The sequence below is a fragment of the Pseudomonas sp. PICF141 genome, assembly GCF_002286815.1.
In the GTDB taxonomy this organism is placed as follows: domain Bacteria; phylum Pseudomonadota; class Gammaproteobacteria; order Pseudomonadales; family Pseudomonadaceae; genus Aquipseudomonas.
The window spans coordinates 1-14123 of sequence record NZ_MUNM01000021.1 but is presented as its reverse complement, the minus strand read 5'-3'; the positions used below and the strand labels follow the sequence as shown (position 1 = coordinate 14123).

At 55.7% G+C, this 14123-nt stretch carries 12 protein-coding genes; 6 read left to right on the top strand and 6 right to left on the bottom strand.

Features of this window, described 5'->3' with window-relative positions; all coding sequences use genetic code 11:
- From BZL43_RS02765 to BZL43_RS02740, 5 genes are all read left to right on the top strand, one after another.
- A partial coding sequence (locus tag BZL43_RS02765; RefSeq protein WP_143517822.1) for an RHS repeat-associated core domain-containing protein occupies positions 1-2539 on the top strand: 2539 nt, incomplete at its 5' end.
- 2 nt (positions 2540-2541) lie between these two features.
- Positions 2542-2859, top strand: a complete 318-nt coding sequence (locus BZL43_RS02760) for a hypothetical protein (protein WP_095630884.1) — start codon at positions 2542-2544, stop codon at positions 2857-2859.
- Positions 2860-3475: 616 nt separating this feature from the next.
- Positions 3476-3673 carry a hypothetical protein gene (locus BZL43_RS02755; RefSeq protein ID WP_095630883.1) on the top strand — a complete coding sequence of 66 codons (198 nt, stop codon included), beginning with the start codon at positions 3476-3478 and terminating at the stop codon, positions 3671-3673.
- Positions 3673-4089, top strand: coding sequence for a hypothetical protein (locus BZL43_RS02750; protein ID WP_095630882.1), 417 nt, complete (start codon positions 3673-3675; stop codon positions 4087-4089). Before BZL43_RS02755 ends, BZL43_RS02750 begins: the two co-directional genes overlap by 1 nt.
- 903 nt (positions 4090-4992) lie before the next feature.
- A complete protein-coding gene (locus BZL43_RS02740) occupies positions 4993-5310 on the top strand; it encodes a hypothetical protein (RefSeq protein ID WP_095630880.1) in 318 nt (105 codons plus the stop codon).
- Between the two features lie 67 nt (positions 5311-5377).
- Here the strand turns inward: BZL43_RS02740 and BZL43_RS02735 are convergent, their stop codons facing one another.
- Entirely contained in the window at positions 5378-5794 is a 417-nt protein-coding gene (locus BZL43_RS02735) for a hypothetical protein (RefSeq protein ID WP_095630879.1), read from the bottom strand.
- On the bottom strand, positions 5791-6363 hold the full coding sequence (locus BZL43_RS02730) for a type VI secretion system amidase effector protein Tae4 (RefSeq protein ID WP_095630878.1): 573 nt from the start codon (positions 6361-6363) through the stop codon (positions 5791-5793). Before BZL43_RS02730 ends, BZL43_RS02735 begins: the two co-directional genes overlap by 4 nt.
- A gap of 259 nt (positions 6364-6622) precedes the next feature.
- On the opposite strand from BZL43_RS02730, the gene BZL43_RS02725 reads away from it, so the two are divergent.
- A complete protein-coding gene (locus BZL43_RS02725; RefSeq protein WP_095630877.1) occupies positions 6623-7459 on the top strand; it encodes a 23S rRNA (adenine(2030)-N(6))-methyltransferase RlmJ in 837 nt (278 codons plus the stop codon).
- A gap of 83 nt (positions 7460-7542) precedes the next feature.
- On the opposite strand, the gene msrA is transcribed toward BZL43_RS02725, so the two are convergent.
- The 4 genes from msrA to aceF all read right to left on the bottom strand — a co-directional run.
- The gene (gene msrA / locus BZL43_RS02720) at positions 7543-8190 is read right to left on the bottom strand and encodes a peptide-methionine (S)-S-oxide reductase MsrA (protein WP_095630876.1); all 648 of its coding nucleotides are present in this window, start codon (positions 8188-8190) and stop codon (positions 7543-7545) included.
- Between the two features lie 101 nt (positions 8191-8291).
- On the bottom strand, positions 8292-10985 hold the full coding sequence (locus tag BZL43_RS02715; RefSeq protein ID WP_095630875.1) for a bifunctional diguanylate cyclase/phosphodiesterase: 2694 nt from the start codon (positions 10983-10985) through the stop codon (positions 8292-8294).
- A gap of 237 nt (positions 10986-11222) precedes the next feature.
- Positions 11223-12617: an alkaline phosphatase D family protein gene (locus BZL43_RS02710; RefSeq protein WP_095630874.1), complete on the bottom strand. Its 1395-nt coding sequence runs from the start codon at positions 12615-12617 to the stop codon at positions 11223-11225.
- A 333-nt stretch (positions 12618-12950) separates the two neighbouring features.
- Positions 12951-14123, bottom strand: a 1173-nt coding sequence (aceF, locus tag BZL43_RS02705; RefSeq protein ID WP_095630873.1) for a dihydrolipoyllysine-residue acetyltransferase, incomplete at its 5' end; no start/stop codon positions are given.

The following is a 14123-nucleotide window of genomic DNA, read 5'->3' as shown; positions in this document are numbered from 1 at the left end:
CTTGGTGGCCGAACAGGATCCGCTCGGCGCCGTCACCGAATACCGCTACGACGAAGTCGGACGGCTGGTGGCGCTGATTCCACCGCAAGACGAACCGACTGCCTACGAGTACCGCAACGGTTTCCTGCATGCGCGGTATCGCGGCGAGGCGGTATGGACCTATCGGCGCAATGCCCAGGGCGATGTCACCGAGGCTGTCGACCCGGACGGGCAGGTCATCCATTACCACTACGACGCCCAGGGGCGGTTGCTGTCGATCCGTTACCCGGACACCAGCCGCCATGTGTTCGTCTGGAATGCCTTGGGGCAGTTGCTCGAAGAGACCTTGCCGGACGGCGGTCAGCGGCGCTTTTCCTACGATGCACTGGGCCGAAGGATTATCCGTCAGGACGAACACGGTGCCGTCACCCGTTACCAATGGGACGCCGTCGGCCGACTGATTCAGACCACCCTGCCGACCGGCGCCACGCGCGGCTTCAGCTACAACGCCTACGGTCAGATAACCGCCGAACGCGATGAACTGGGCCGCGTCACCCGCTACGAATACGCCGACGACTTGCACCTGGTCAGTCGCCGCATCAACCCCGACGGCACCCAGCTCCAGTACCGCTACGACAACGCGCAGCTGCTGCTCACCGACATCGAAAACGAAGCCGGCGAACACTATCGGCTGGACTACACCCCCGGCGGATTGATCCGACAGGAAACCGGCTTCGACGGCCAGCGCACCGCGTATGCCTACGACCTCAACGGCCACCTGCTGGAGAAAACCGAGTTCGGTGATGACGGCTCACAGCTGATCACGGCTTATGAGCGGGACTCGGCCGGACGGTTGCTGGTCAAGACGCTGCCCGACGGCATCCAGGTCGAATACCGCTACGATTCGCTGGGCCGATTGGTCAGTGTCGACGATGGCCACGACCACCCGCTGGAGTTCGAATACGACAAGCAGGACCGGCTGATCACCGAGCACCAGGGTTGGGGCACGCTGCGTTATGGCTATGACGCCTGCGGCCAGCTCAACCGCCTGCGCCTGCCCGATGGCAGCAAACTCGACTACCACCACGCCAAGGGCGGGGCGCTGACGGCCATCGACCTCAATGGCGCGCGGCTGACGTCGCACACCTTCCTCGCCGGCCGCGAACAAAACCGCCAGCAGGGCCTGCTGCTCAGCGAATACGCCTACGACGACCAGGGTCGTTTGAAGGCCCACGCCGTCAGCCAACAGCAAAAAAACCTGTACCGCCGCGACTATGCCTACAGCCTCAACGGCAACCTCGACCACATCGCCGACACCCGCCACGGCCAGCGCAACTACCAGTATGACCCGCTCAACCGCCTGACCCGCGTGCGCCACACCCGCGACCAGCCGCCGGAAAGTTTTGCCCACGACCCGGCCGGCAACCTGCTGATGCAGGACCGCCCCGGCGCGGCGACCATCAAGGGCAATCGCCTGCTGATGCAAGGCGACCGGCATTACGACTACGACGCCTTCGGCAACCTGATCCGCGAACGCCGCGGCACCGGGCAGAAACTCGTCACCGAATACCGCTACGACGGTCAGCACCGCTTGGTCGGCGTCACCACCCCGAACGGCTGCACCGCGACCTACCGCTACGACGCCTTCGGCCGCCGCATCACCAAAACCGTCGACGGCCACACCACCGAATTCTTCTGGCAAGGCGATAACCTCATCGCCGAAAGCAGCCGCGAACACTACCGCAGCTACGTCTATGAGCCCGGCAGCTTCCGCCCGCTGGCGATGCTCGACGGCAAAGGCCCGAAAAAGGCCTGCCCGTTCTACTACCAGCTCGATCACCTGGGGACGCCTCAGGAACTGACGGACTTTGGTGGCGAGATTGTCTGGTCGGCGCAGTACAACGCCTACGGGAAAGTCACGCGTCTGGCATTCGGAGGGGGCGAGCAGCTCGACCAGCCGCTGCGGTTCCAGGGGCAATACTTCGACGCCGAGAGCGGTCTGCACTACAACCGGCATCGGTACTATGATCCGCAGGTGGGTCGGTACCTGACGCCGGACCCGATCAAGTTGGCGGGTGGGCTGAACCAGTACCAGTACACGCCGAATCCGACGGGGTGGGTTGATCCGCTGGGGTTGAGCGGGAATTGCCCGCCGCCGAATAAGCCAGGGTGTCAGGCGCCGGATGATACGACTGGGGTTAAGGTTGATGAGGGGGAACCAAAGGCGCTTAGTGCTTGGACTCATTTTCCGAGCGATCCTCATGAGTTAACCGGGGTGCTTGGAGTTGATCCTGTAATTTCGGCCACAAAACACGGGACACTGAGATTGCTTTGGGAGCCAAATTCAAACACCCGAATTAGATTTGAGAGTCACCCCGGAGATTCAGGGCCGCACAACCCAAGGCATCACGGAGAGCACTTTCATATTGAGGTAAAACCCCATTTGCTTAGTTGGGGGCAAGCAAAGAAACATAAGGAAATAACAAAAGTTAAACCAAAAAACTATAAGTTGGGTGACGGTTCAGGCTTCACATCCGGCGAAAAACATCCAGGGACCTAATTATGGACACACTTGTTTTTTCAGATGGGACAATCTTAGGCGTTATAGGCCGCCAAGGAGAGGTGGTCGTTGAATTCGCGGACTGGCAAGAGCGGCGCTGGTCGATTTTGTTCAGGGGGGCTATTGCTTATAAAAGTATTAATTCTGAGGGAGAGGAAATCGCTGATTTGTTGGAATTGATAGAGACGGATTTTTCGAGGGAGGTGGAATCGCTCGATGGGGATAAGGGCGGGAGCTATTGTTTTGTTTCAGCGTGGAGTAATGATGTGGTGTTGACAATTATTGCCGAAGGTTATACGGCGTCGGTTGTAGTAAGTTAGGCATTGCTTGCAACTGGTGTGTCTGATGGTTGCTCATGCCTAAATAAATATGTCCCGATGTTGCTATGAAAAAGGCAAGTTTAGAGGATCGCTCTGCTTGGCAGTGGCGAGATGACGTGATTGTTGTTTCGATTACCTAAGTTATGGTGCTATGAAAGGTGTGGTTTCTGTGAGTAAGTTTAGAAGAAATGTGTTTTTTCGGTTTTTATAGCGACTTCGTCCGTTGGTCATGTATTCGCTAGCCAGTCGAGTGAATTGTTGGTAGCTATGGATGCGGGGAAGTGTGATCCAGAGGCGGCGCAACTATATAAAATTGAAATTCGACAAATTTTTGTCCGCATTTTGTTTTATATTTTTAGTGTTTTTATTGTGTTTCGTTGTGGTCGGTGTTTGAAGAATGATGTTATTAATAGCTATTAAAAAATGGATTGCTATAGTGTGCGCTACGTACAAGAGTCGGGCGGAAAGTTCGGGTTCTGCTGTTCGGCAGCAAACCACTAGTTGCGGACTTCATGGTGAAAGCAAGAGGTTGAGAGCCGTTCCAAGCTCTAAATTTATAAGCCATAGAGCGCAGCTGAATGCATATAATGAAGCGATGACAAGGGAGACTAGAAAAATGTCTCGTTTTACTGGGGAGGACAGTAAAGGAAATTTGGTAGTAAGAATGGAGGCTGAAAATGTAGGTCAGGGATATGAGCCTAATCCTTTAGATCCAGCAAATCCACGTTTCATTCCTCAGATGAATGCCTTTGAGATGAAATTCGACTTTGAGACACTGCAGCCTATAGCGCTTTATCCGATAGAGAAAATCTAATGCTGATGCATCCGTATCTGAATGTTCCATATAACCCAAGCCTTGGGCACTTTCTCGGTGGGTTCGATATATATGATCGCGAGGAGAGTCTTGGGGTTGAGTTGTCGGTGTATGATCCTGACTGTCCCGCTGATAGAGAATTTTTAATATCCCGATTCATTGTCAAACGCTTCGCTGCGTTAAGTTACCGGCACAAGTTTGTTTTGTTCTTTGTGTTGGGAGAGGCTCTTGACGGTGATTCGAGTGTTTTTTCTGAGATTTTGGAACATGATCCGATGTCCCCCTCCTTACTCCCTCCTGGGTGGGATGAAATGAAAAGTCCGAGGGCGTTTTTTGAAAATGTGTACCTTAAGTTGTCCGAGGCGTGGGTTGATGATCTTTATAAAGCGAGTCAGGAGGACTTTTCAACTTGGTGAGGCTAGTGCTTAAGTTAGTCATGAAAAACAAATAGGTCTGTCCCCTTTGTGCCTTCCTTTGTGCCTTTCTTGTGTCCACTTCCTTGGTTTATTAGTGATATTTAACGGACCGCTGCTTTGAAGATAGTGAAATCTACTCGCTTTGATGATGTCGACCACGATGTTGGATATGAGTACCGTGGTTGTAACTACGAAATACAGAACGAAGAGGATGTGTTTCTGATCAGAATTTACGATGATGAACCCGGACAGGCAACGGTAGTACGTCCGACTTCGATGTCTAAAAACGGTAACCTTAGAAAGCTTGTTGAGTTCTTACAATCCGAGCTAGGAATTTCCAAGATCAATCTCTACAAGGGCGATTTGGGGAGCTACGCCAAGATCGATCTTAATAGCTTGGCGTTCTGCTCCGTTTGAAGTCGGTGGCAAGAGAGTGACAGGCGTTTTTACACACTCTGGCCGAATTCTGTCTTTGCTGAGTGGCAGCTATAGGATGTGGATTCAACAGGTGGCGAAATCAAGCCAAGCTTCAGTGAAGCCTTTCGCCACCTTTGCTTTTTTGAGCGAAATTTCTGGGCAAGGTTATCGGAAGTTTCCTTCAAGTCGTAGCGGTTTCCATGAACTGGTGTGAAATGTTTTCCAGCGATAGTCTTTGGTGGTCACTGAAAACTCAGTGGCGGGGTGTAGGAACCCTTCAAAGTCGTTGGAAATGTATTGGCGTCGAAGCTTGGTTTGCGGCCGTTAACGTACGTCCGTAAGATCAGTTGCGGCGGTTGTGCGCGGGCACGCTTCGGCGTGGTCGAGTTTTCCAAAGGCCTCGATATTCCTACCCCGCGCATAGCTGCCACCCCAGCCTGTAGGAAGGCTGATGGCAGTTCCTATTTTTTGCCTTTGGAACTGAATATGAAAACCCTTCATCCCGACCCACCCTACGAAAAAATAATCCCTCATCCCGAAAACCGCTTCATGGCCCTAACCGGCAACTGCAACGACATGCCCACGCTGTTCGTCGACACCCACGCCCCGCTCGATGTTTTGTATGACGCTGCCAGCTACCGAATCCGTGCCGTAACCCAGGTGCTAGAGAACATGTCGATGCGCGGTTCAGTCGAGTGCGAATCCTTCATCCTCAGTGACTTTGCCTTGCTCTGCGCCATTCCATTGCGCGATGGCTGTGATGTGCTGGATGTGATTGGGCGGCGGTTGCGGGCTCGGTCCTAGTATTTGAATAAAGAGTGATCCTTCCTGTTTGATGGTAGGAAGGATCGTCTTTACTCATTTGGATGATCTACTTTGGCAGGTATTGATCCTGAGACTGAATGAATGCGTCGAATTCCCTGGAGTTGTAAACCTCGAGGCAACCATAAAAGACCATTTTTTTATCAGAATGCTTGCTGACGGATGAGGTCTTTGCATAGGCATTACGCATATATTTCTCGGTTTCTGCGTAAGGGTCGTGTGTGACCTCGAGGGTGTCCTCGTTTTGAATGATCAGATGCTGACCTTTACCCATCGACGAGTAGGCGCCAATTGCAAGTCCGATATCAGATTTGATTTCTGACTCACCATTGAATTGGCTGGAGATACAGTTTGCCAGCCCATAATCCTTAAGCACTTCTCGAGCCTTATCGATATCGATTTCAGCAGATATGGCTCGCCCTGCAACGAGTAGCAGTGCCAGCATAATTAGCCGAGAGTGCGTCATCCCTTCAATTCCCAAAAGTTTATTTTTTCCAGCTTCACCCTTGGATTTTCATAGGTATGGCTGTCTTGCCTGTGGTAGTCACTGTCATCACCGGTCACGCTCCCGTTCCAGAGGGTTGCATGGCCTGACGCGTCGCTCCACCCGGTGATATCCATAACAATGACGCCTTTTTTTCCATTTATAAAATTCGAATTGGTTTGCGTCAGCGTATGATCGGGCTCGCCCCAGTTATGTCTAAGAAAAGCGAGGAAATCTACCACCTTCATTATGTAGGGAAGCTCGTCCGCTCCACTCAGTCGATAGATGGGCTGGTTTTTTATGATCGTGCCTTTGGGGATTTTATATCCGCCGTAATTAAAGGCTCTGCTTATCCTCAATGCGCAGGCATTCGCATAAGCATCAGGCTTTTCCGCTCTTGCCGCTTCGACTCCGCCTCCGACAAGTCCGTAAACCTCGACTGAACCTTTATGACCTACTTCTGCATATGCGTTCCAAAGAGTGCTGAAGCGAGGTCTTTTAACCGAGATGCTGGAAGACACTCCGCCGGAATTGATGACAATTTGAGCCATTATGCTTCTCCTTCCATGTCAATGTTTTGCTTCCAAATGCGTTTTTAATGATAGCTACGTCTTTGGCTCCGACTACCCCTGTCAACGCTTTTTCGGTGGGGGGCTAACGTTGACGGTAACTGTCGGGAAAATCGCAACCTTCGGCGGCTTTGACGCGGGAAACGTGATTGAGATTGCTAGGCCGAACACCCACTCAGCCACCAACCCCTGACGTCCTGCCCCGTACAAGGTAAACTTCCCGGCCTTCGCAGGAGCAATTATGAATTATCGTCACGCCTTCCATGCCGGCAATCACGCCGATGTGTTCAAACACCTGACTTTGACCCGCCTCATCGCCTTGATGTCGCGCAAGGAGCAGCCGTTTGCCTATCTCGACACTCACGCCGGTATTGGTCTGTATGACCTGCAGGGCGATCAGGCGAGCCGTACCGGTGAGTACCTGGAAGGCATCGCGCGGTTGTGGGATCAGCCGGATTTGCCGGCGCTGACTGCCGATTACATGAAGGTGCTGCACGACATGAACCCGGATGGCCAGTTGCGCTATTACCCGGGGTCGCCGGAGTTGGCGCGGCGTCTGACGCGGCCGCAGGATCGGGTGATGCTCAACGAGAAGCACCCCGAAGACGGCTTGTTGCTCAAGGACAACATGGCCGGTGATCGTCGGGTGAAGGTGCACTTGGGTGAAGGCTGGCATGTTCCGCGGGCGATGTTGCCGGTGCAGGAGAAGCGGGCGGTGATGTTGATTGATCCGCCGTTCGAGCAGCTTGATGAGATGCAGCGTTGTGCGGCGTCGTTGAAAGAGGCGATTGGCCGGATGCGCCAGACGGTGGCGGCGATCTGGTACCCGGTGAAGGATCAGCGCATGTTGCGGCGGTTCTATCAGGATTTGGCGGGTACGGGCGCGCCGAAGTTGTTGCGGGTGGAGTTGCTGGTGCATCCGCTGGATACGCCCAATAGCCTGAATGGTTCGGGGTTGGCGATTGCCAATCCGCCGTGGGGGCTGGAAGAGGAATTGCGTGAGTTGCTGCCGTGGTTGTCCAAGAAGCTTGGGCAGACCCAGGGTGGATGGCAGATGGATTGGTTGATTGCTGAGTAGCAGCTGCAAGTTTCAAGCTACAAGCTGCAAGTTAAAGCTGCGAGCACAGGGCTTGCAGCTTGAGGCTTGCAGCTTGTCACTGCTTATATAGGGCAGGTCACGCCGGTACCGCCAATCCCGCAATACCCTTCAGGGTTCTTGGCCAGGTATTGCTGGTGGTACGCCTCGGCGAAGTAGAACGTCGGCGCTTCTTCGATTTCGGTGGTGATGGTGCCTTTGCCAGCCTTGGTCAATTCCGCCTGGAACACTTGCTTGCTGCGGTTGGCTGCTTCCAGTTGAGCCGGGTTGGTGGCATAGATCACCGAGCGGTACTGAGTGCCGATGTCATTGCCCTGACGCATGCCCTGGGTCGGGTTGTGCAGTTCCCAGAACATCTTCAGCAGTTCTTCATAGCTGACTTTTGCCGGCTCGTAGACCACCAGTACCACTTCGCTATGGCCGGTCAGGCCCGAGCAGACTTCTTCGTACGTCGGGTTCGGCGTAAAGCCGCCCGCGTAACCCACCGCCGTGCTGACCACGCCTTCGCGCTGCCAGAACTTGCGCTCCGCGCCCCAGAAGCAGCCCAGGCCGAAGATCGCGAAATCCACGTCCATTGCGAACGGGCCCAGCAGCGGGGCGTCGTGGACGAAGTGTTTTTCCGGCACGGTCATTGGGGTTTCGCGGCCAGGCAGAGCTTGTTCTTTAGTCGGGAGCACGTTTTTGTTCACCAGGATTTCCGAGCGCAGAACCATGATCAGTCCTCTCAGTCAGGTTGAGATGTAAATAAACAGACTGCCAGTGTGCCCAATGATGCCAAGTTAATCACTACCCAAAATGTGGGAGCGGTGTGCTGTCAGGCGATCGGGCCGCGCGGATAGCGTTTGAGCTTTTCGATCAGCTCGGAACCCGGGATCGGTCGGTCGAACAGGTAGCCCTGGCCGACGTCGCAACGGTGGCGACGCAAGAACGCAAGCTGCTTGGCCGTCTCGATGCCTTCAGCCACGACCTTGAGTTTCAGGTTGTGGGCCATGGCGATCACGGCGGAGGTGATTTCCATGTCGTCCTGGTTGTCCGGGATTTCGTGGATGAAGCTGCGATCGATCTTGATGATGTCGATCGGGAATTTTTTCAAGTAACTGAGCGACGAGTAACCGGTGCCGAAGTCGTCCATGGCCAAGGTCAAGCCCAGGCGCTTGAGCTGATCGAGCTGCAAGTGGGTGTCTTCGGTGGCTTCCAGCAGCAGGCCTTCGGTCAGTTCCAGCTCCAGCAGGTTCGCCGGCAGTGCTTCCTCTTTGAGGATGTTGGCGATGGACGCCACCAGATCCGGGTCGGAGAACTGTTTGGGCGACAGGTTGATCGCCACTTGCAGATTACCCAGGCCGGCGGCGGTCAGGTCTTTGCTCATGCGGCAGGCCTGGCGGGCGATCCATTTGCCGATCGGGATGATCAATCCGGTTTCTTCGGCGACGCTGATGAACTGGTCCGGACGGATCATGCCCTTTTCCGGATGGTTCCAGCGCAGCAGCGCTTCCATGCCCAGCAAACGACCGCTGCGCAGGCACAGTTTTGGCTGGTAGAACACGTCCAGCTCATTCTGGGTAAGGGCGCGGCGCAGGTTGTTTTCAACGAACAGTTTGTAACTGGCCTCAGCATTCAGTGCTTCGGTGAACACTTGCACCTGGTGTTTGCCGTTGGCCTTGGCCTTGTGCAGCGCCAGACCGGCGTTGCGCATCAGTGTCTGGGGATCGCGGCCGTGCAGCGGCGCGCAGGCCAGGCCCACAGAGCCGGTGACGCTGATCAACTGGTTGTCGACGAACATCGGTTTGTCGAGGGTTGCCAGCAATTGGTTGGCGACCTGTTGGCCAGCCAAGAGGTCGGTGTCATCCAGTAGCACCGCGAATTCGTTACTGGCGAAACGCGCCAGACTGCCGCTGGGGCTCAGGCTGTTGCGCAAGCGTCGGGCCAGACTGATCAGCAGTTTGTCGCCGGTCTGGTGGCCTAGGCTGTCGTTGATGCGTTTGAAATTGTCGATGTCTACCAGCAGCAAGCTGATCGGCGTGTCGCTGTCTCGGGCGAAGCGCTCGTCGAGGTTACGGATGAATGCCGGGCGATTGCCGAGGTTGGTCAGATTGTCGGTGTAAGCCAGGCGCTCGATGCGCTGCTGGGCGAGCTTGGTCTGGGTGATGTCTTCGTAGATACCGATGTAATGCGTCAGCTCACGATTGTCGCCGTAGACCTTGGAAATCGACAGCTGGCCCCAATACGGTTCGAGGTTTTTACGCCGGCTCTTGAACTCGCCCTGCCAGCTGTTGCTCTTGGCCAGTGCCGACGGCGCATCGAACAACAGTTCGCTGAGGTTTTCCAGTGCTGGCAGCTCCGACAGCCGCTGGCCGTGGACTTCTTCAGTGGTGTACTGGGTGATTGCCGTGAAGCTTGGATTGACGTACTCAACCACGCCATCGCAATTGACCAGCAAAAAGGCGTTGGCGCTTTGCTCCACCGCACGCTGGAACAAGTGCAGGGCGCTGGTGGCGGTGCGGCGGTTGTGGTTGTTGATGACTTGGGCGAATTGATCCGCCAGCTCGCCGGCAAAGGCGATTTCGTCCGATTGCCAGGCGCGTGTGGCACCGATCTGCTCCAGGCAGAGCACGCCGACCACTTGGCCATCAACGCGGATGCTGGCGTCGAGCATGGCGTTGACGTCGCGCGGGCGCAGGTACTCGGCGATTTCACGGGTGCGCGGGTCGCGCATGGCGTTGTGCGCGTCGATGGCGCGGCCTGTGTGCAAGGCGTCGAGGTAATCGGGAAACCCACTGGCATCGATCGGTTCAGGCAATTGGTGGTTTCGGCTTGCGCGGTGATAGGCCGAGATCGGCGTCAATAGCGAGCCGTCGAGGTTCCACAGGCTGGCGCAGTCGATTTCATAGATGTCGCAGGCACTACGGGTGATCAGCTCGGCGGCTTCTTGCAGGGAATTGTTGGTGCTGTAGCGCTGACGGGTCAGCAGCAGAATCAGATCTTGCTGGGCGCGCACCCGGTCCAGGTGCTGCAGTTGTTCCTGCTGGGCGCGCTGATTGAGTTCCAGCGCGATTTGCAGGCGCGAGTTCTGGGTTTCCAGGTCCAGTATCGGCAGCAACGGTTCGCCGTCGAACAGCCCGTCCACCACCATCAGGTAGCCGCGCAGCAGGTGTCGATTGTGTTGTTTGTAAGCTTCGCCCAGTTCCAGCAGGCTCAGTACGCCTGCGGCGGTGTGCAACGTGTAGCGGATCAGGTAATGCGGGCTTTCGGTGAGTTGCTGCTGGATCGTGTCATGCAGTTGATAGCGTGCTTCGGGCTCCATCAGGCTGGCGTAAGGCGAGCCGACCAAGGCACAGAGTTCCACTGCCGGCAGGCCGAACTGGCGTTCGCAATTGGGATCGAGAAACAGCAGCGCCCAGCTCGGTTCATTCAGCCGTTCGAAACGCAGCATGCCGAGCCGCGAGGGCACAGGCAACTGCGTCACTACCTCGGCCACCATACGGCTGGCGGCATCGGGTTGGCTCTTCATATGGAGGGAAACTCGCTTCGAATATGCTGATCGCGCCGGGCTCTCGCCCTCTTTACTGTTGCCTGCGGCAAGGTTGCATCATTGCAACACCGACTGACAAGAGACATGAAGGCCAAGTGCTATAAGAATATGTCGGCAGGCGCGAAGATTTCTCCAGCGAGGGGCCTGAAAGTAATGTTTCGGGTCCAAAAGATCGCAGCCTTCGACTCTCTTGCAAGGCTGCGATCTTTGGCGAAATCAACGTAACTTGATGCTTATCGTCTGCAGTTGTTTGCCATCCCGATCGTGATAATTGACGCGGACCTGTTCAGCGTCGACGACCAGATGCGCAAAGTTATCCTGGCTGATCACCTCACTGGTCAGTTCATGCCGATAATCTCCCGAAGTGGTTCGGGCCAGCGCCTGGTCGAGAATGAAGGTCGATGCCTTGGCATACGGCAGCAGTTTGCTGTTGCACAGCGGTGAAGACACGATGGTGTGAACTTCAAAATCCGGATCGGCGCTATGAGTCAGGCGACTGGTCAGCGAGCCGTGGACATCGCCGGAAATGAACAAGACGTTTTTGATGCCGTGCGCACGAATCGTCTCCAGCAGCCGTAGTCGTTGTTCCGGGAAGGCTTTCCAGGCGTCATCGCCATTAAGTTTGCGGTCGGGGTAGAACATGACACTGGTGACCACAAATTTGACCCGTGCCGGGCTGTTGATCAGCCATTTGAGCAGCGCCTGTTCCTGTTCTTCATCAAGAATGCGGCGGTCGCTGGCCGATAGATTGCGTCGGGTTCGACTGTCGGTGATGAACCATTCGATATCACCCTCGCAGAATTGATACCAATACTGTTGCAGTTTCTTGCTTACTTGCCCGTTGGCCAGTAAGTGATAAGCAGGGCTATGGCTGGCTTGATATAACTCATATGCCGCCATGGCGTTTTCGTATAAGTAAGCATCGGCTTTGCTTTCATTGACGGGCCAATTGTCTTCAATTTCATGATCGTCGAGGATCATGTAAGTCGGCACGCCGGACATTAACTTCGAGATATGCGGCTGAGAAAAAGCCGTACGGTATTTGCTGAGGATGTCTTTGTATTCCCGGTCGGGGGCCACGAGGTTCAGGTCATCGACGTAGATTTGGTCGCCAGTCATCAGCATGGCGCTGATCGGCGGCTCGGCGCGCTCCGCCAGGCTTGTGATCGAGGCAAAGATCCGGTCGCCCAGATGCGGGGCCGACGCAATGCCGGCCGTCATGCGCAGGTAACGGCATGAGCCTGCGATATAGGCCCGTGGCATGGTGTTTTTGCTGGACTGCGTGCGAAAGCGATAGATTTCCCGAGGCCATTGCAGCGGCAGTTCCTGGATCGTCTCCACGGTATGCACCGGGCTCATGGGGCTGAACCAGCCTGCCTGGTATTCATAGACGCTGTCGGTGATGAGGTCATTGAGGGCAATTACATCGCACATGTCGCGCAAAATGGTCAGTTCTGTAAATACGCCTTTGGACCAGTGATTCTCACCGGCGCGTCGATAGCGAATTCCTGCAAATACCAGGGCGTCTTTTTGTAATTCGCCACGCAAGAAAATTCTCGCATGGTTAGTTGTGGTGTGGCCAATAATCGGGCCGACAGTCGGTTTGAACATGTTCGAATCCATTCGAAGTAATGCTAACTAAGCGGAATAAGTTGTCGGAGTTTCTATTAGAAGTTCCCCTAACTAAGACTAGTTATTGGCTTGCAAAAAATATCGGGCGAAAGTGGACTCGAGTTGTAGGCGGTGTAAGCCATGAGTGTAGGAATAAAAACTCGGAAGAGGGCCCAATGCCAGTCAGGCAGCTGCTACCTGGAATGCTGAATCGGGCATGGCTTTCTTGAGGGCAAAAAAAGCCCCGCCAGATTGGCGGGGTTGAGGTACGAGCGTGGCGCTCGAAAAACGTCGAACGCGACGGGCCCTGCGGTGAAGGAGGGCCGGCCGGTGTTACAGCAGAATGGTGCGGATGTCCGCCAGCAGGTCGCTCAGACGCTTGGTGAAGCGTGCAGCAGCGGCGCCGTTGATCACACGGTGATCGTAGGACAGCGACAGCGGCAGCATCAGTTTCGGCTGGAAGGCTTTGCCGTCCCAGACTGGCTGAATGGTTGCCTTGGAAACACCGAGGATCGCCACTTCCGGCGCGTTGACGATCGGCGTGAAGCCGGTGCCGCCAATGTGGCCGAGGCTGGAAATGGTGAAGCAGGCGCCTTGCATGTCGTCAGCGGTGAGCTTTTTGTCGCGGGCTTTGGCGGCCAGCGCAGCGGCTTCGGCTGCCAGTTGCAACAGGCTCTTCTGGTCGACGTTCTTGATGACCGGTACCAGCAGGCCTTCAGGGGTGTCGACCGCAAAGCCGATGTTCACGTACTTCTTGCGGATGATCGCCTTGCCACTTGGCGCCAGCGAACTGTTGAAGTCCGGCAGTTCCTTGAGCAAATGCGCGCAGGACTTGAGCAGCAGCGGCAGGATGGTCAGCTTGACGCCAGCCTTTTCTGCAACGGCTTTCTGAGCAACACGGAACGCTTCCAGCTCGGTGATATCAGCCGAATCGAACTGAGTCACGTGAGGAATGTTCAGCCAGCTACGATGCAGGCTCGATGCGCCGATTTGCATCAGGCGAGTCATCGGCACTTCTTCGGTTTCACCGAAACGGCTGAAGTCCACGACCGGAATCGGCGGGATGCCCGCGCCGCCGGTTGCGCCAGCAGCAGCGGCCGGTGCTTCCTTGGCCTTCTGCATCATGGCCTTGACGTAAACCTGCACGTCTTCTTTCAGGATGCGACCGTGCGGACCGCTGGCGCCAACGGCACTCAGCTCGACGCCGAATTCGCGGGCCAGTTGACGCACGGCAGGGCCGGCGTGAACTTTTGCACCAGGCTTGGCTGGAGCAGCCGGCGCAGCAGCCGGTGCGACCGCAGCCTGAGCAGCCGCTGCAGGTGCGGCGGCAGGCGCGCTCGGAGCAGCAGCGGCTGGAGCCGGAGCCGCAGCAGGTGCCGCGCCTTTGACTTTCAGCTTCAGGATCAGATCGCCGGTACCGACTTCGTCATCCAGCTTGATGGCAACGCTTTCCACCACACCCGCGGCAGGCGATGGAATTTCCATGCTCGCCTTGTCGGATTCCAG